This window comes from Vreelandella neptunia (assembly GCF_022489065.1).
Classification (GTDB): domain Bacteria; phylum Pseudomonadota; class Gammaproteobacteria; order Pseudomonadales; family Halomonadaceae; genus Vreelandella; species Vreelandella neptunia_A.
Map to the genome: position 1 here is coordinate 36771 of NZ_JAKVTW010000001.1, position 16829 is coordinate 53599.

At 52.4% G+C, this 16829-nt stretch carries 17 protein-coding genes; 13 read left to right on the forward strand and 4 right to left on the reverse strand.

Translation table 11 applies throughout. The features are described 5' to 3' along the window. Window positions 1–4 precede the first annotated feature (4 nt). The 5 genes from MLE19_RS00165 to MLE19_RS00185 all read left to right on the forward strand — a co-directional run bounded on the left by MLE19_RS00165 (window position 5) and on the right by MLE19_RS00185 (window position 6545). Entirely contained in the window at window positions 5–325 is a 321-nt protein-coding gene (locus MLE19_RS00165; protein WP_240716057.1) for a hypothetical protein, read from the forward strand. A gap of 260 nt (window positions 326–585) precedes the next feature. Next, window positions 586–1104: a DUF421 domain-containing protein gene (locus tag MLE19_RS00170; protein ID WP_240716058.1), complete on the forward strand. Its 519-nt coding sequence runs from the start codon at window positions 586–588 to the stop codon at window positions 1102–1104. A gap of 111 nt (window positions 1105–1215) precedes the next feature. After that, window positions 1216–3327: a TonB-dependent siderophore receptor gene (locus tag MLE19_RS00175; RefSeq protein WP_240716059.1), complete on the forward strand. Its 2112-nt coding sequence runs from the start codon at window positions 1216–1218 to the stop codon at window positions 3325–3327. Window positions 3328–3547: 220 nt separating this feature from the next. Continuing rightward, window positions 3548–6097, forward strand: coding sequence for a bifunctional lysylphosphatidylglycerol flippase/synthetase MprF (mprF, locus tag MLE19_RS00180; protein ID WP_240716060.1), 2550 nt, complete (start codon window positions 3548–3550; stop codon window positions 6095–6097). A 133-nt stretch (window positions 6098–6230) separates the two neighbouring features. Beyond that, window positions 6231–6545, forward strand: a complete 315-nt coding sequence (locus tag MLE19_RS00185) for a DUF6693 family protein (protein WP_240716061.1) — start codon at window positions 6231–6233, stop codon at window positions 6543–6545. Between the two features lie 79 nt (window positions 6546–6624). On the opposite strand, the gene yghU is transcribed toward MLE19_RS00185, so the two are convergent. Beyond that, window positions 6625–7488: a glutathione-dependent disulfide-bond oxidoreductase gene (gene yghU / locus MLE19_RS00190; RefSeq protein WP_240716062.1), complete on the reverse strand. Its 864-nt coding sequence runs from the start codon at window positions 7486–7488 to the stop codon at window positions 6625–6627. 164 nt (window positions 7489–7652) lie between these two features. Between yghU and MLE19_RS00195 the strand changes: the two genes are divergently transcribed. Further along, window positions 7653–8351, forward strand: a complete 699-nt coding sequence (locus MLE19_RS00195) for an aspartate/glutamate racemase family protein (RefSeq protein ID WP_240716063.1) — start codon at window positions 7653–7655, stop codon at window positions 8349–8351. A 16-nt stretch (window positions 8352–8367) separates the two neighbouring features. Here the strand turns inward: MLE19_RS00195 and MLE19_RS00200 are convergent, their stop codons facing one another. Together MLE19_RS00200 and MLE19_RS00205 are read right to left on the reverse strand one after the other, a co-directional pair. After that, a complete protein-coding gene (locus tag MLE19_RS00200; protein ID WP_240716064.1) occupies window positions 8368–8802 on the reverse strand; it encodes an organic hydroperoxide resistance protein in 435 nt (144 codons plus the stop codon). A gap of 119 nt (window positions 8803–8921) precedes the next feature. Next, a complete protein-coding gene (locus tag MLE19_RS00205) occupies window positions 8922–9365 on the reverse strand; it encodes a MarR family winged helix-turn-helix transcriptional regulator (protein WP_240716065.1) in 444 nt (147 codons plus the stop codon). Between the two features lie 234 nt (window positions 9366–9599). Between MLE19_RS00205 and MLE19_RS00210 the strand changes: the two genes are divergently transcribed. From MLE19_RS00210 to MLE19_RS00235, 6 genes are all read left to right on the forward strand, one after another. After that, window positions 9600–10673, forward strand: a complete 1074-nt coding sequence (locus tag MLE19_RS00210; protein ID WP_240716066.1) for a TRAP transporter substrate-binding protein — start codon at window positions 9600–9602, stop codon at window positions 10671–10673. Between the two features lie 69 nt (window positions 10674–10742). Further along, the gene (locus tag MLE19_RS00215) at window positions 10743–11336 is read left to right on the forward strand and encodes a TRAP transporter small permease (protein WP_240716067.1); all 594 of its coding nucleotides are present in this window, start codon (window positions 10743–10745) and stop codon (window positions 11334–11336) included. Between the two features lie 2 nt (window positions 11337–11338). After that, window positions 11339–12619: a TRAP transporter large permease gene (locus tag MLE19_RS00220; protein WP_240716068.1), complete on the forward strand. Its 1281-nt coding sequence runs from the start codon at window positions 11339–11341 to the stop codon at window positions 12617–12619. 29 nt (window positions 12620–12648) lie between these two features. Continuing rightward, entirely contained in the window at window positions 12649–13176 is a 528-nt protein-coding gene (locus tag MLE19_RS00225; protein ID WP_240716069.1) for a gluconokinase, read from the forward strand. Between the two features lie 77 nt (window positions 13177–13253). Next, window positions 13254–14249, forward strand: a complete 996-nt coding sequence (gntR, locus tag MLE19_RS00230) for a gluconate operon transcriptional repressor GntR (RefSeq protein WP_240716799.1) — start codon at window positions 13254–13256, stop codon at window positions 14247–14249. A gap of 98 nt (window positions 14250–14347) precedes the next feature. Next, complete coding sequence (locus MLE19_RS00235; protein WP_240716070.1) at window positions 14348–15196, forward strand: MOSC domain-containing protein; 849 nt, start codon at window positions 14348–14350, stop codon at window positions 15194–15196. Here the strand turns inward: MLE19_RS00235 and MLE19_RS00240 are convergent. Continuing rightward, window positions 15150–16055, reverse strand: coding sequence for a DMT family transporter (locus tag MLE19_RS00240; RefSeq protein WP_240716071.1), 906 nt, complete (start codon window positions 16053–16055; stop codon window positions 15150–15152). The two genes, MLE19_RS00235 and MLE19_RS00240, sit on opposite strands and share 47 nt — an antisense overlap. A gap of 202 nt (window positions 16056–16257) precedes the next feature. Here MLE19_RS00240 and MLE19_RS00245 point away from each other — a divergent pair, with 202 nt between their 5' ends. Next, window positions 16258–16680, forward strand: coding sequence for an OsmC family protein (locus tag MLE19_RS00245; RefSeq protein WP_240716072.1), 423 nt, complete (start codon window positions 16258–16260; stop codon window positions 16678–16680). Window positions 16681–16829: the final 149 nt, after the last annotated feature.

Consider the following 16829-nt stretch of genomic DNA (forward strand, 5'->3'; position numbering starts at 1 on the left):
GCTTATGGCTAATAAATACCCTCACACACCTGATGGCCGCTACTTTGTGGCCAAAAATCGCCTGTGGCGCTGCACTGACCCGCGCCTGGATGAAGAGAAAAAGCGTATCCATATCAAAGCGTTGATGAAAGCCCGCCGGGCCGTCAGAACGGCCCAACAGCAAGAAGATGACGATGCGCTGCGCCAAGCCCGTGAAGCGGTTCAAGCTGCTAAAGAAGCATTAGGTGAGCGTGGCCCTGTGTGGTGGGATGATGATGCCCCTGATGAAGGCGGCTTTGCGCCCCATAATAGTTCCTATGCCAAGTGGTGGGAGAGCCAACACTAAATCTTTCTAGCAGCCTGTTGGGCTTGACCGATCGTCGCGAGAAGCACGAGTTTTGAGCCAAATTTATCGATCGATTGAGGCGATTAGCGCGCTATTTAACGAAATCCATCGAATAAAGTTGGCCAAAATACCGGGATTCGCAGTAGATCAGTGTTAAGTCCGACAGGCTGCTAGCGTACACAATAGGCCTGGGGCTGTTAGCCTAGGCTGTGGTGAGCAAACTTTTGGCCTATCGCTAAGTGTTCAAGGAGAAAGTGCATATGGAAATGGTATTTTTTAATGGCTGGGGCAGCCTGTTACGTATTCTGGTTATTGGTTTATTGGCGTACGCCACGCTGATTCTCTTCCTACGCCTTTCAGGCAACCGCACGCTTTCGAAAATGAACGCCTTCGACTTAATTGTAACGGTCGCACTAGGTTCCACGCTGGCGACTGTATTGCTATCTAAAGATGTGGCCTTGGCGGAGGGAGCTGTCGCGTTAGCGTTGCTGATTTCACTTCAATTTATAATTACCTGGACCAGTGTGCGGTTTCGGTGGGTGCGCCGATTAGTGACCGGCGAGCCATTGATGCTGCTCTATCAGGGCGAGTTTCTATTAACTTCACTGCGAAAAGCGCGGGTAACCCAACACGAAGTGCTTTCTGCCATCCGTAGTAGTGGCCTTAGTGATGTAACCGCCGTAGAAGCCGTCGTATTAGAAACAGACGGCTCGTTAAGCGTTGTTAAGCGTCATGCAGAGAGCGGCCAATCCAGCTTAGAGGGTGTTCGTGGTCAATAGTTAGGCCAAGCTGCATAACCAAGCAGTCAGTTGACACAATGTAATGAGATCCTTATATTTGCGCAAATAAAAATCACTATCATTCATGTTAGTATTTGCCTTGGGATCTACATGCACACACCATGCTTTCGTTTGAGCAAGCTGAGAAGCGCCATAGCGCTCGCCTCTATATTCGGTGCTTCCGCCTATGCGGTCGCTCAAGAAGGATCAACCGCTCCCGCTGTTGAGCTAGATACTGTCGAGGTAACGGCAGCATCAGCGGGCCAATTTGGCTATATCGAGATGGAAGAGGCGCCCAGCGTCGGCAAAATGAATGTGCCGATCAATGAGCAGCCTTTTTCAATGTCGGTGGTTGATGAAGAATTTATCCAGGACAGCGGTGCTAAAAATATCCAAGAAGCGCTGCTGTACACTCCCGGCGTTAACGCGGGCAACTACGGTTTTGATACCCGAATTGATAGCGCGACAGTGCGTGGCCTTGAAGCTGGCCGCTACCTAGATGGTCTGCGCCAGATTTATGGCTCTTACAATAGTGTACGTAGTGATGTGTACGCGCTGGAAAGTGTAGAAGTGCTACGTGGCCCATCTTCAATGCTTTATGGACAGGCAGATTTAGGTGGGGTGATTAACGGCGTTTCCAAACTGCCTGAGGAGCAGCGCAGCGGTGAAATCTGGGCGCAGTACGGCTCTCACAATCGTAAGCAGTTGGGGTTTGATTTTACCGGTGCCGCCGATGAAGATGGTAAGCTGCTTTACCGTCTGGTGGGGTTGCAGCGCGATAGCGATACCCAGGTTGATCACGTTGAAGATGACAGCTACTTCATAGCCCCGTCATTGACCTGGCGCCCCAGTGATGACACCAGCATTACGCTACTGGTTAATCGGCAGGAGAGTGACAGCCACGTCTCTGCTCAGTTTTTACCTCAGGCGGGTACATTACAGCCAGGTTCCCAGGGTTTTATCGGTTCTGAGCGATTTGTCGGCGAGCCGGGTTGGGATCGTTATGATGGTGAGAAAACAGAAACCACGCTGTTTTTTGATCATCAGTTAAATGATAACTGGGCGTTTGCAGCCACCGCCCGCTATACCGACTCGAGTACGGAAACCCGCGAGCATTGGGTCGATATTCCCAGTGTGCCTGATGCTGACGGTAACGTGTCGCGGACGATTTTTACTGCCGATGCCGCCACCCAAATTCTCAACTTAGATGCGCGTATGGAAGGGGAGTTTGAGCTCGGCGCGACTAAGCACACGATGGTCGTCGGGCTTGACCGGCAGGATGCTCGCTGGGAGCAGGACAACTACTTCTCGGGTGCTGGTTTAGGCGGCACTATCGATATCTACAATCCCCAGTACGGTAATTTGCAGCTAGATGCGTTGAACCCCACTGACCGGCCAGATAATGAAATTGAACAGGTAGGTGTTTACCTGAGCGACCATATCGAGCTGGGCCGAGTGGTCGTGTCTGCTGGGCTACGTCACGACTGGGCAGAAAATCGCACCCTTGCGCTTGCAGGGCCTGATACCGTCAGTGACCAAGAAGCGACGACCGGGCGTTTAGGGTTCATGTATCGCTTTGATAATGGCGTTTCTCCCTATATCAGCTATTCCGAAGCCTTCACCATGAATTTGGGGACGGATGGCACGGCGGCAGCGAATGCGCTTGACCCCACTACGGGAGACCAGCAAGAGGCGGGGATCAAATACCTATCACCCGATAAATCATTAGCCATCAGTGCGGCCTACTTTGATATCACCCAGCAGAACCGCGTTAGTGATGGTGTAACGCCAGGTGGTGTCGAGCAAACTGGTGCAGTGGTTGACGGCTGGGAGTTACAGGTGAATAAGCGCTGGCAGAACTTTGAGACTCAACTGGCTTACACCAATTTGAATGCCACTGATGATAGTACCGGTGAGCGCCTATCCGCTGTGGCAGAAGAGCAAGCTTCCTGGTGGAACCGGCTCTATGTAGGTAATAACTGGCGGGTGGGGGCAGGCGTACGCTATGTGGGTGATAACGTGGGCTTCGGTGGCTCACCGGTGGTTCCCTCCAGCACCCTATACGACGCTATGGTGGGTTACACCATGGGCGAATGGGATTTCTCGGTGGATGTTAAAAACCTAACCGACGATGAGACTATTTCCTGGTGCCGCTATGAAGGCGGTGATTGTGGCTACGGCAGTCGTCGCAACGTGACAGCGAATGTACGCTATCAGTTCTAACGTTGGTGAGTAGCGAAAATGGAACCTAAATAGGTTCCATTTTTGCTAATATTATCGGCATTTAAAGCCTGACGGTTGGTTCAAGGGCAGCCGCTTGCTTGAACGCCTATAGCGGGCACGATGATGCCAGTGCACTTGAAGGAAAGATGGGTGGTTCAACTACGCGGTTGTTCAGTACTCGCGTTAATGATGATTAGCTAGAGGCCATTAGCGTATGAGTATGAGTCCCAGTAAAGTTCGTACCTTTTTGCCGATAATAGTGATGGTGTCGTTACTGCTAGCGGCAGCCTGGGTGCTCTATCAAGAGCTACATGTCATTGATTACCATGATGTTCGTCAAGCACTCAGAGAGTTAACGTTAGTTCATGTTGGCTTGGCGTTGCTTTTTACGGTCGCTAATTTTCTGGTCTCAAGTTGTTATGACCTGCTTGCTTTTAGTCACATTGGCAAACCCGTATGGCGAGTCAGGATAGCCGCCACAGCAATATTGAGTTATGCCGTCAGCAATAGCGTTGGATTTACCTTGCTGTCGGGTACTGCGGTACGCCATCGTTTCTATTCACGCTGGGGAGTAACAACGAGCGATTTATCTCGTATAGTCGTATTCAACTCAGCTACCTATTGGCTGGGATTGTTCGCGTTGGCTGGCTGGAGCCTGGCCTTTCATCCTGGCATGTTCCTTCAAGGGGGCATCGCGAACCACACGGCAGTAGGGCTTGGTATCCTATGTTGTTTAATCGTTGTGGGCTATCTGGCGTTGTCGGTGTTTCGGCGTGCCCCCATTCGGGTACGCGGTTTTACAGTGCGGTTACCAACCTTACCTACCGCCTGTGGGCAACTGCTTGTTTCCGTCGTCGACTGGTTTTTGGCCGCGACGGTTCTCTATGTGTTATTGCCTGATACGGGCCCCAGCTATGGCATTCTGCTTAGCGCTTTTTTGGCAGCTCAGTTACTGGGTGTATTAAGCCATGTGCCTGGGGGCGTGGGTGTGTTCGACAGCGTAATGGTTGTGTTGCTTGGGCCGTATTTACCCCTCGAACAGATCCTGGCTGTGCTCATTCTCTATCGAATTATTTACTATATTATTCCATTGGTTATCGCTTTAGTTGCGCTGGTGGGAGACGAACTAAAAAATCGCCAGGCGCAGCTGTCCAGGTTGAGTCACTCGGTCAGCTATTATTCGGTGCATCTAGCCCCTAAAGTATTGTCATTGTTCACTTTTATAGCAGGGGTAGTGTTGCTTTTTTCAGGCGCTACGCCAGCTGAGCATGAGAGGCTTCACTGGTTGGCAAGCACATTACCCACCAGCTTGTTTGAAACCACGCATTTTCTTAACAGCTTGATAGGCGTGGGGTTGTTAATACTGGCTCAGGCAGTCTCAAGGCGTATCGAAGTTGCCTATTACTTGGTGATGGCTGGGTTGGCTGCCGGTGTTGCGACGTCACTGCTAAGGGCAGCAGACTGGGAAGAGGCCATACTGTTGGTATTTTTAATACTCGCCTTTATACCCGCCCGACACTTCTTTGATCGACAAGCGGCGCTGTTTGAAACGCGCTTCTCGCCGCAATGGATAGCCGCTATTTTAGTGGCGCTGGGTGCTTCGATATGGCTAGGAATGTTTGCGTTTCGTCACGTTGAGTATGCCAATGCCCTTTGGTGGCAGGTTGGGCTAAATCAAGATGCTCCTCGCTTTTTACGAGCCTCGTTAGGTTCAGCGGTCATGTTGCTTGCCTTTAGTGCATGGCATTTGATGCGTCCCCTTCAAAAACTCATTCAGGTGCCTGGTGAAGCGGAGATTAGCCAAACGCTGGCTATCATTCACGACCAGAAAGAGACCTTGCCTTACCTAGCTTGGTTAAAAGATAAAGCACTGTTGTTTAATGTCGCACGGACAGGTTTTATTATGTATGGCGTCAATGGTCGTACCTGGGTTGCAATGGGCGATCCGGTTGGCCCTGAGGAGGTTGCTCCCGGCTTGATTCGTGAGTTTATCGAACAGGCGAATGATTATGGTGGTATGCCGATCTTCTATCAGGTGCGTCCCAATACACTTCATTTATATGCGGACTTGGGCATGAGCTTTATAAAGCTCGGTGAGGAGGCGAGGGTTGCGCTGCCCGGCTTTTCACTTGAGGGAAAAGCCAATAAAAATTTCCGCACATTAATTAATAAGCTAGAGCGAGAAAACGTAACGTTCCGGATTATTCCTGCCGAGCAAGTAGCTACCGCAATGGCACAACTGAAAGTTGTCTCTGATGACTGGCTAACCACCAAGTCGGTCAGTGAAAAGCATTTTTCGTTAGGCTGTTTTGATGCTGACTATATCGCGCGATTTCCGGTTGCCGTGCTGAAAAAAGAGGGCAGCATTGTGGCCTTTGCAAATGTGTGGAGTGGGGCGGCGGGAGAGGAACTTTCGGTGGATCTTATGCGCTACTCTTCAGCGGCGCCGACAGGTGCTATGGATAGCTTGTTTATCCACCTGATGATGTGGGGACGCGACAATCACTATCAGTGGTTCAATTTGGGAATGTCTCCACTCTCAGGGCTGGAGAAAGGGCCTACTGCTCCGCTGTGGGCAAAAGTGGCGGGCTTCGTCTATAAGCATGGCGAGACACTGTATAACTTTGAAGGGTTACGTGCCTATAAAAGCAAGTTTCGCCCGGTTTGGCAGGCGCGCTACCTAGCCTACCCAGGCAAGCTCGGGCTGCCGATGGTGATGGCGGATATCGCCGCGCTATCTGCAGGTGGTTACCGCAAAATTTTTCGTTAAATGCTCTTATAATGCAGCATGCCTACTAGTAACTATTGCTTGAGTGCTTCCTAATTTATTTTAACCCATCCATTCCCGCTGGTTACGTACGGTGATACTCTCAGCCGCTTTCCAAGCAAACTAAGGGCAATTTGTGAAAATCAAAGCGGACCTCTCTATTCTAGATATCATCGGCCATCTGATTGTCTGGGTGGTATTGATCATTATCACGTTTGGTATAGCGCTATTTTTCTTTCCCTATTCATTTTCTCGCTTTGTTATTAACCGTACCTCCGTCGTGGATCCTGCTGGCGTTGAGCGCAAAATGGTTTGCGATATCAACCTGTTCAGCAATATAGGCCACATTATTCTATGGATGTTGATTTCGCTGGTTACCTTTGGACTAGGATATATTTTCTACTTCTATCGGGTATGGAATTACGCCTTAAATAACTCCCGGATTGAGTAGTTTTAGTCAGTAAGCTGACAGCCATGGGGCCTACGCTGAGAGCAAGCGTAGGCCCTTTTTTTGTGGCTACTGCTTGTGGTTAGCCAATTTTATCCTGAGTGCGAAGCTCAAAGTCACTGGCGTCATGACGCTCGTGCAACTGCTCGTGTGGCTCACCAAAGGAGCGGTTAACCATGCGACCACGTTTAACGGCGGGGCGCTCATCGATCTCTTCGGTCCAGCGTAGAACGTTCTTGTAGGTGTGTGCCTCCAAAAACTCCGCCGCTTCGTAAACGCGGTTTTTCACCAGTGCGCCGTACCATGGGTGAATCGCCATATCGGCAATGGTGTACTCATCGCCCGCCATAAAGCGATTATTTGCCAAGTGGCGGTCAAGCACGTCCAACTGACGTTTCACTTCCATGGTGTAGCGGTCAATCGGGTACTGATACTTTTCTGGCGCGTAGGCGTAAAAGTGGCCAAAGCCGCCGCCTAGCATTGGTGCGCTGCCCATTTGCCAGAATAGCCACGAGAGGCACTCGGTCCGTTTCGCTGGGTCTGTGGGCAAGAAGGCATTAAATTTCTCAGCCAAATAGAGCAGGATAGCGCCAGACTCAAACACCCGCTGGGGTGGCGTGGTGGAGTGATCCATTAGCGCGGGAATTTTAGAGTTGGGGTTCACGTCTACAAACCCGCTGCCGAACTGATCGCCTTCGCCAATGTTTATCAGGTATGCGTCGTACTCGGCCTCTGCTATGCCTTTCTCTAGCAGCTCCTCAAGCATCACGGTGACTTTGACACCGTTGGGCGTGGCTAAAGAGTAGAGCTGGAGAGGGTGTTTGCCCACGGGCAGGGCTTTGTCATGAGTAGGACCTGCAATGGGGCGATTGATGTTGGCAAATTTACCGCCATTGCCAGGTTCCCATTTCCAAACGCTCGGGGGGGTATAGGTGTTATCGCTCATTATTTCCTCGCTATTAACCGGTTATCGGTAACCGCTGGGTACAGGGATGAACATCTTCTTAGTGCGACTATCCTAAAGTTATGGGGGTGATGAAAAGCCGCTACAAGGGTAGGCTGGTGATTAGCCTGTTAATAAAATAGTCCAAGTTCTCTGGGAGGTGATGGATGCGTGTCATTGGCGTGCTGGGCGGCATGAGCTGGGAGTCGAGCCTAAGCTATTACCGGGCCTTGAACGAGGGCGTTAAAGCGGCGCTAGGCGGCTTTCACTCGGCCAAGATCGTAATGCTCAGTGTCGATTTTGCAGAGATAGAAGCCATGCAGCAGCGGGGTGATTGGGACGCGGCAGGCGAGCTACTCGCCAGCGCTGCTCAAGGAGTCGAACGTGCAGGTGCTGACTGTTTGTTGATTGCCACAAATACCATGCACAAAGTAGCGCCCGCGATAGAACAGGCGATTACCATTCCTCTGCTGCATATTGCCGATGCCACTGCTTTACAACTGCAAGCCGACGGAATTAATCGGGTGGGCCTGCTAGGCACGCGCTTTACCATGGAGCAAGACTTCTATATCGGCCGGCTAGAAGAGCAGTTCGGCATCAAGGTCGTGGTGCCAAAGCAATCTGAGCGCGACACTATTCATCAGGTAATCTTTGACGAGCTCTGCCAAGGCCGTATAGAAGATGTCTCCCGCCAACGCTATCTAGCCATTATCGATTCACTTTATGCACAAGGCGCTCAGGCGGTGATTCTAGGCTGTACTGAAATTGCTATGCTGGTAAGCCAGCAAGATACCACGGTGCCGCTTTATGACACCACTGCCCTGCATGTGCAGAGAGCGGTGGCGTGGGCACTAAATGATGACTAAAACAAAGTAACGATGCTTAGACCAATGTCAGAGTGACATTGATGTTGCCACGGGTGGCGTTGGAATAGGGGCATACGATGTGAGCTTTATCGACCAACTGCTGAGCTACGTCTTGCTCAAGGCCGGGCAGGCTGATTTTTAGCTCTACTTCGATCCCAAAGCCAGTAGGAATGGCGCCGATACCGACATGCCCATCAATTTTGGTGTCTTGGGGTAGCTTTACTTTTTCCTGACTAGCGACGTGCTTTAGTGCACCTAGGAAGCAGGCCGAGTAGCCAGCAGCGAATAGCTGTTCGGGATTCGTGCCATCACCACCAGCGCCGCCCAACTCTTTCGGCGTGCTGAGTTTTACATCCAATGCACCGTCGGATGATTTTGCATGGCCTTCACGGCCACCCGTAGCGGTAGCATGGGCGCGATAAACAACTTTCTCGATCGTAGTGGTAGCCATTGTGTATCTCCTGTCAGCGTTATTAATTATCAACCTACGATTTTAATTTAGCGCAGCTTTATTTTGCGCGCAATATAAATAGCAGGTTAATTTAAACGCCCCTCTTGAAAAGCGAAGGGCTACTGACTTTTTTGTAAGCTATCGCGCAGGCGCACCAGGTCTTCTTTCAGCGTGGTCAACGCTTCTATCGATTGCTCGCTGGCATGCACCACGCAGCTAGGGATGTGGTAAGCCTGTTCACGCAGCTCCCTACCTTTATCGGTAAGGTAAAGCTCTACGACACGCTCATCATGATGACTGCGTTTGCGATTCAACAACTGGTCGGCTTCCAGGCGCTTAAGCAGCGGCGTAAGCGAACCAGGATCAGTGAGTAGGCGCTTACTCATGGTGCCAACGGTAATACCATCGTTTTGCCATAAAACAAGCATGGCGAGGTATTGCGGGTAAGTAAGCCCCAACTCTTTGAGCAGAGGTTTATACACCTTGGTCATCATTAACGAAGTTGAATAGAGCGCAAAGCAGAGCTGATGATCAAGTTCTAATTCGCTACAGGATGGTTGCACAAGTAAGAGTTCCGATCCGAAATATGTTGGGTAATGTAGCGCGCGAAGCAGGTAAGTGGCTATCCCTAGACGTTGGTCGTAAGTTGGCAGTTTTGTTTTGACACGCCTCTGGCAGGTGGCTAGCCTGCGCTTAATCAATGTTACCGGTAACAAGTTGCCGCTCATTAAACGAGTCATCGACACATCGTTATTAACAGCTCGATCTCAACAACAACGAGTAATTGGAGAAACGCTATGACCGCTATTTGGCGCTGTACGCTAACCCTGGTTGGGGCGACCACCCTGACGTTTGGTATGGCCCACGCCCAGAGTCCTGAACTCTCTGATCCGCCTGAAATAGAAGGTGAGGTAGTGGGTGACCACGGTTCGCATACCCTACGCATGGGTATCGGCCTTGCAGAAAGCTCACCGCAGTTCCTTTCTAGCCAATATTTTGGTGAGATTCTGGAGCAGCGCACCGATGGCCGTATCACCGTCAATGTTTTTCCTAACAGCCAGTTAGGTGACGACGTTCAGATGTTGGAAATGCTCCAAACCGGCACACTGGATATGACGTATCCGTCTAGCTCAGCGACCACCGGTTATGTTGAAGAACTGGCTGCGTTCGATCTACCTTTTCTGTTACCGAGCCGTGAAGCCGCTGTCGCCGTCATGCAGAGCGATGTAGCTCAAGGCATGCTGGACGCCTTTGAAGGCACCGGCCTGAAAGCACTCGCCTTCTCTGAGAATGGCTATCGTCAGCTCTCTAACAGTGCTCGCCCGGTGACCAGTCCTGAAGACGTTGCAGGTCTTGATGTGCGCGGTTTGAGCGTTCGTACTATGGAAAACCCGGTACACTTGGCTATTTGGGAGGCCCTGGGCGCAAACCCAACGCCGATGGCCTTTGGTGAGTTGTTCTCTGCCATGGAGCAGGGCGTTGTAGATGGCCAGGAAAATCCTTGGAGCACCATCCTGACCTCTAACTTCAACGAAGTGCAGGACTATGGCACTGAAACACGCCACGTCTATACTCCCTTTATCATGATGCTTTCCGAGCGTACTTGGGATCGCATGGCTCCTGAGTATCAAGAGCTGGTGCAGGAAGCCGCTCGTCAGTCCGCTGACTATGAAATTCAGCTGTCCGCTGAGTACGATGATTGGTCACGCGAACAGCTAGCAGAGCGTGGTATGGAAATTACCCGCTTGGACGATGAGCAGTTAGCCGCTTTCCAAGAAGCCACTCAGCCGGTTTATGAAGAGTGGGCGCCGCGTATTGGTGAAGACCTGATCGCGGACATTCAGAAGATCGTTGAAGAGAGCAGCAACTAAACCTTACGTTTAGCGCACCGTCGGGCAGGCATCGAGCCTGCCCGATGTGTCAGTGCCCCTGGAGCTCCTATGTCACTCTCCTCTACACCCCCCAATAAGCCAATACCGATTGAAGATCCATCGGTGTATCTGGACGACCCCAACCGCAAGCAATTAGAAATCGATACCGATACTCGCCAAGGCCCGGCGCTGTTCCGCTGGCTGACCTTGGGCATGGAGTATCTGATCGGCGCTATTTTGGTGGCGCTGATTGCATCTGTTTCTTGTAACGTGGTGGGGCGCGCGCTGTTCAATTATTCGCTGCCCTGGGCGGATGAACTAGCGCGTATGCTGTTTGTATGGCTGGTATTTATCGGCGCTGCCGCCGCGTTTGCCCGATACGAGCACATTGCCGTTGACGCATTGGTGCGTCGTTTGCCACTGCGCTTAGCGCATATGCTTTATCTATTGCAGCACCTGATTATCACCGGCTTGATGGCGGTCATGATCTGGGGTGGCTACCAAGTGCTGGCACGCTCTAGTGGGCGCTCGGCGATTCTGGACGTGCCGCTGAGCTTTATTAGCCTATCGCTGGTGCTGTGCGTCATCTTTATTGCGGTGGTAGCGGTTTGGCGGATGTGGGTCAGCCTGAACGTTATTCGTCACCCTGAGCGGGAGCGCTAATCATGCTATGGATTTTTCTGGCTATTTTATTGGCCTCTATCGTTATTGGGTTGCCTATTGCCTTTGGCCTAGGCGTGGCGGCGCTGGTGATGGCGGTGCTTTCTGATATTCCGCTGTCGATCATGATTGAGCAGTCAATTCGCGGGGTTAACAGCTTCCCGCTGCTCGCTATCCCGTTCTTTATTTTAGTGGGAGAGGTGATGAGCAATGGCGGTATCGCTCGTCGCTTGATGGAGTTGGCTGGCGCTATGGTCGGCTTTATGCGCGGTGGGCTAGGGCAGGTTGCCATTACCGGCTCGATGTTCTTTGGTGGCATCAGTGGCTCAGCGGTGGCCGATACGGCCGCTACCGGCGCGATGATGATTCCCTCCATGAAAGAGCAGGGCTACACCGCGGCTAATGCTACCGCGATCAATACCGTGTCCTCGGTGATCGGGATCATTATTCCGCCTTCCATCCCGCTGATTCTCTACGGCATCGTCACTGAAACCTCGATTAGCCGCCTGTTTATCGCCGGTATCATTCCGGGTCTGTTGATTGGCTTTGCGCTGATGGTGACCACCTATATTCTTGCCAAAAAAGATGGCGGCGGTGTGCAGAAATTCCGCTGGGATCGCCTCTGGAAAGCTTTCAAAGATGCTTGGCTTGCGCTGGTACTCCCGGTCATCGTGATTGGCGGTATTATTGGCGGTGTATTTACCGCGACCGAAGCGGCCGTAGCGGCACTGCTTTATGCGCTGGCTATTTCGCTAGTGGTTTACCGTGAGTTTAAGATCAAAGAGCTCGGCGGTATGCTGATTCGTACTGCTCGTTTGACCGGCATGGTGATGATGCTGCTGGCATTCGCCACGGTGATTGCCTGGTTCCTGACCATCAATATGGTGCCGCAAACTTTGGTGAGCCAAGTGCAGGCGATTACCCAAGACCCCTTCCTATTACTGCTCATCGTGGCAACGTTGCTGCTGCTGGTGGGTTTTGTAATGGACTTAACGCCAGCGATGGTCATCATGGCGCCGATGCTAGCGCCTATCGTCACCTCGGTGGGCGTTGATGCGGCTTACTTCGGCGTACTCATGGCGTTTGTATTGGGCATCGGACTGCTAACCCCGCCGGTAGGTACCTGCCTTTACGTCGGTTGCGGTGTGGGTAAAGTCTCTATGGAGTCCTTGGTCAAAGCCATGCTGCCTTACTATGCAGCACTATTGGTCGTGCTGGTGATTCTGATTGCCTTCCCGGGCATCGTGACTTGGCTGCCTGATCTTACCGCCGTGCGCGGCAACTAAGGTACTTGGTAATGAATAGGAGAGCTTCTGTGAAGACCCTCTCGCATCGTATTTTGGTGATGGGTGTGTCTGGCTGCGGGAAGTCGCACATTGGCTGCCAGTTGGCGCAAACCCTAGGGGCGACATTTATTGACGGCGACGATTACCATTCGCCCGCCAATGTCGCCAAAATGGCCAGCGGCACACCGCTGAATGACGATGATCGGAGCGAGTGGCTCGATACGCTGGCGGCGCTATTCGCTGAGTATCGGGCCAAGGATGTATCGCTGGTGATTGCCTGCTCAGGGCTGAAAAAACGCTACCGCGATCGCCTGCGTCAGGGTGACCCAGCGCTACAGATTCTCTATTTAGAGGGTACGCAAGAGCTACTGCTGCAACGCTTAGAAACCCGGGCAGGGCATTTCTTTAAGGGCGATACCATGTTGGCCAGTCAATTGGCCGATTTGGAACCTCCCGGTGAAGAGGAGGCGTTTAACGCCTCCATTGCCTTGTCGCCTATGCAAATCGTTACTCAATTTGCTGCCACGCTGTCGCCACCCAGTCGGACACTAAGCTAAGCGAGATTGGTATTGTGGCCGCCCGAGTGTATCGGGTTGGCCTCAATGCGCCACCGTTGCCTAAGGCTGCCATCCTTTTGAAGAAAAAACGCCCCACCCTACAAGACATCGCCGACCACGTAGGGGCTACCAAAATGACGGTCAGCCGCTGCCTGCGTGATCCCGAAACGGTTTCGGAAGGTCTTCGCGAGCGCATTTTCTCTACTGCCGAACAGATTGGCTATATTCCCAACCGCGCGCCCGACCTGCTTTCCCGAGCCACCAGCCACTCGATCGGTGTGCTGATGCCGTCGCTGACCAACCAAGTATTTGCCGATGTGATTGTTGGCATCGAGACGCTCACGGAACCCGCGGGCTACCATCTCATGCTCTCTCACTATGGCTATAGCCCCGAACTTGAAGAGCGCAGTTTAGCTTCGCTGCTCTCCTATAACGTTGACGGGGTGATTCTTTGTGACCGTGATCATACCCAGCGTAGCCTGCGTATGCTGGAAACCGCCGGCATCCCGATCATAGAAATCATGGACACCCACCGCCCGCCGCTGCAGCAGGCGGTGGGCTATGACAACATTCAAGCCGCCTATGACATGGTGAGTGAGATGATCCGCCGCGGCCGACGCCAAGTGATCTACCTGGCGGTGCGTTTGGATGAACGTACCCGACAGCGGGAATTGGGCTACCGTCGCGCTATGGAAGAGCGCGGTTTAACGCCCGTCACCCTGCAAAGCACGCAGCGCTCTTCTTACAGCGTGGGAGCAGCGCTGTTGCAACAGGTGATTGCTGACTATCCAGAGGCAGATGGCCTGTTCTGTACCAACGATGACGTGGCCGTCGGGGCCTATTTCGAGTGTCAGCGACGTGGCATTTCCGTGCCCAAACGGATGGCCTTGGCGGGCTTTCATGGTCACGATGTGGGACATGTGATGACGCCACGTCTTGCCAGCGTGGTGACCCCGCGTCAGGCCATTGGCGAAGTGGCAGCAGGGGAGCTGTTAGCGCGAATTCGAGGTGTGCCACTGACGCAGAAAGTGTTGGATTTAGGCTACCGTATCGAAACAGGCATGACGCTATAGGCTACGTTTTATAAACCATGTTTTATAAACCACGCTTTCGAGTAGCGATCGCCATAATGAGTGGCTAAAGTAGCCTTTTTACTTGTCGCGAGGCCGCCGTGCAGATTACTCACCTCACCATCTACCCCGTTAAGTCGCTAAAAGGCATTAGCGTTGACCAAAGCGTGCTGCAAGAGCACGGGCTCGAGTGGGATCGCCGTTGGATGCTGGTGGACGCCCAGCAGCGCTTTGTTACCCAGCGACAGCTGCCAGCGCTGGCTACCATTGAGGTTGCCCTCACCGACGAACACTTAGTGCTTTCACACCCCAACGTTGAGCCGCTGAGCGTACCGCTGGCCGCGCCTGAAGGGAATCTGCGTTTGGTCAGCGTGTGGAACGACCACTGTAAAGCCCTGCCCGAAAGCGAAGACGTTTCGCGCTGGCTGGTTGCCGCGCTGGGCGATCAGGCCCAAGGACTTAGCTTGGTGCGCTTCGCCACTGAGTTTACCCGGGCAGTCGAAGAGGATTTTCTGGATGGTGGGACAGCGCATACCCATTTCGCCGATGGCTATCCGTTTTTAATTACCACTACAGGCTCGTTAGACGCTTTAAACCAAGCGTTAGTCGCGCGCGGGCAAACACCTATCCCCATGAACCGCTTTCGGCCCAACATCGTTGTGGAGAGCAGCGAAGCCTGGGCAGAAGACAGCTGGACCACTCTCTCCGAGCAGAGCTGCGCTTTTCAGCTAGCGCTGCGCAAGCCCTGCAAGCGCTGTAAAATTACCGCTATCGATCAGCATACTGCGGCAGTCCCAGCCCCGGCAGAACCACTAAAAACCCTGATTGAACTCAATACTCAGCCCACCTTGAAAGGCGCCCATTTTGGCCAAAACGCCACACTGCTAGAAGGCTCAGGCTGCACTATTCGTGTGGGGGATAGACTGGCGGCGGCGCCTCGCGACGTTTGATACGAAGTAGTTTGGTGGCAATTGCCGTGCCGATTAAGGTAATGACCATGCCAGCGATAATCTGAAGATTCAGTGTCTCGCCGAGCAGCAGGTATCCCCATATCAGCGCGCTTACCGGCACCAGGAATGTCACCGTTGAGGTTGCCGTGGCCCCGGCGCTGGCGAGTAAGCCAAAGTAGAGCAGGAACGCCAGCGTAGTGCTGAGTGATGCAAGCGCCAAAGCATTTCCCCACGCCAGTGGGCTGATAGGATCGCTTGGCCAAAGCAGAATGCCGGGGATCAGTAGCACCAACGCTGACATAGCGCTACTGCCTGCGGCCAGCACACGTGTAGGCAGGTGACCCAGGCGAGTTTTGGAGTAATTGCCCGCAATGCCGTAGCAGAATGTGGCACCTAAAACGGCCAAAATAAACCAACCGTCGCCGCCCAGGGCAAAGTCGAGCCGATCCGCAGAGAGCACGTAAACACCCAGAAGTGCTAGGGCGAGGCCTAAGTACTGCTGGCGCTGTATGGCGGTAGCGAAGAATAGCGCACCAATCAGCGCAGTGAAAATCGGCGTGGTGGCATTAATCAGCGAGGTAAGTCCCGCTTCAAGGCGCGTGGTGGCAAGTGCTAATAATGAAAAAGGTAGCACGTGATTGACGATGCCTAAAAATAGCAGCGGGCCCTTATGCTGCCAGATGAGTCGCAGGTAGTGCAGGCTGATCAACAGTGGCATGAGCAGCAGTGCGCCGATCCCCATGCGCACCAGTACTAACGGCACTGCGCCAAACTCGGGTGCCGCTACGCGCATAAAGATAAACGACAGGCCCCACAGAGAAGAGAGCAGTATCAAGCGCAGCGCATCAGCCGACGACATGGCGAGTCCTTAACGTCAATGAAGTAATGTGGTTAGGTAGCTAACTAGCTTACGGCTGAACCAGAGCCGATGGAAGCTGTGAAGAGTACTGGTTCTGCAGAGAGGCAAAAAATCAGCTACGCTGGTTAGGTGGTCTAACAGCAATCGCCGTTAGGCCCTCTGACAACATGTCTATGCATATTGGTAACACAAGGAGTTATTCATGGATCGTAAAGCTAGCGCACGTTGGGAAGGTGGTCTCAAGGATGGTAAAGGCACCGTTTCAACCGAAAGTGGCGTTTTGGATGCTAACTACTCCTTCAGCAAACGCTTTGAAGATGAAAAAGGCACCAATCCTGAGGAGCTGATTGGCGCAGCACACGCCAGCTGTTTTTCAATGGCGCTCTCAATGATTCTGGGTGAGAAGGGCTACACTGCAGATTCAATCGAAACCAGCGCGAAAGTAACGCTGTCACAGAGCGATGCAGGGTTTGATATCTCGAAAATTCACTTGGACGTCGTTGCTGAAATTAGCGGCGCTGACGATGCAGCATTTCAGGAAGCAGCAGAAACGGCTAAAGCCAACTGCCCAGTTTCCAAAGTGCTTAAAGCCGATGTAACTATGACGGCTAAATTAAAAGGCTGAGTTTAATCTAAGTTATGGTTCATGCATAAAAATGTGTGAGCCATATCGGCGGTTATATACTCGACAAAAAGTTATTAGCCTTCAAAGTTATGTAACAGTAGATGTGTTAATAGCAATAAAAAAGCCTTGGCAAATGCCAAGGCTTTTAT

What these genes read in the sequence shown, in the direction of transcription:
- MLE19_RS00165 (WP_240716057.1), top strand. Translation starts at nt 5, where the DNA reads ATGGCTAATAAATACCCTCACACACCTGATGGCCGCTACTTTGTGGCC.
- MLE19_RS00170 (WP_240716058.1), top strand. Translation starts at nt 586, where the DNA reads ATGGAAATGGTATTTTTTAATGGCTGGGGCAGCCTGTTACGTATTCTG.
- MLE19_RS00175 (WP_240716059.1), top strand. Translation starts at nt 1,216, where the DNA reads ATGCACACACCATGCTTTCGTTTGAGCAAGCTGAGAAGCGCCATAGCG.
- mprF (WP_240716060.1), top strand. Translation starts at nt 3,548, where the DNA reads ATGAGTCCCAGTAAAGTTCGTACCTTTTTGCCGATAATAGTGATGGTG.
- yghU (WP_240716062.1), bottom strand. Translation starts at nt 7,488, where the DNA reads ATGAGCGATAACACCTATACCCCCCCGAGCGTTTGGAAATGGGAACCT.
- MLE19_RS00195 (WP_240716063.1), top strand. Translation starts at nt 7,653, where the DNA reads ATGCGTGTCATTGGCGTGCTGGGCGGCATGAGCTGGGAGTCGAGCCTA.
- MLE19_RS00200 (WP_240716064.1), bottom strand. Translation starts at nt 8,802, where the DNA reads ATGGCTACCACTACGATCGAGAAAGTTGTTTATCGCGCCCATGCTACC.
- MLE19_RS00210 (WP_240716066.1), top strand. Translation starts at nt 9,600, where the DNA reads ATGACCGCTATTTGGCGCTGTACGCTAACCCTGGTTGGGGCGACCACC.
- MLE19_RS00215 (WP_240716067.1), top strand. Translation starts at nt 10,743, where the DNA reads ATGTCACTCTCCTCTACACCCCCCAATAAGCCAATACCGATTGAAGAT.
- MLE19_RS00220 (WP_240716068.1), top strand. Translation starts at nt 11,339, where the DNA reads ATGCTATGGATTTTTCTGGCTATTTTATTGGCCTCTATCGTTATTGGG.
- MLE19_RS00240 (WP_240716071.1), bottom strand. Translation starts at nt 16,055, where the DNA reads ATGTCGTCGGCTGATGCGCTGCGCTTGATACTGCTCTCTTCTCTGTGG.
- MLE19_RS00245 (WP_240716072.1), top strand. Translation starts at nt 16,258, where the DNA reads ATGGATCGTAAAGCTAGCGCACGTTGGGAAGGTGGTCTCAAGGATGGT.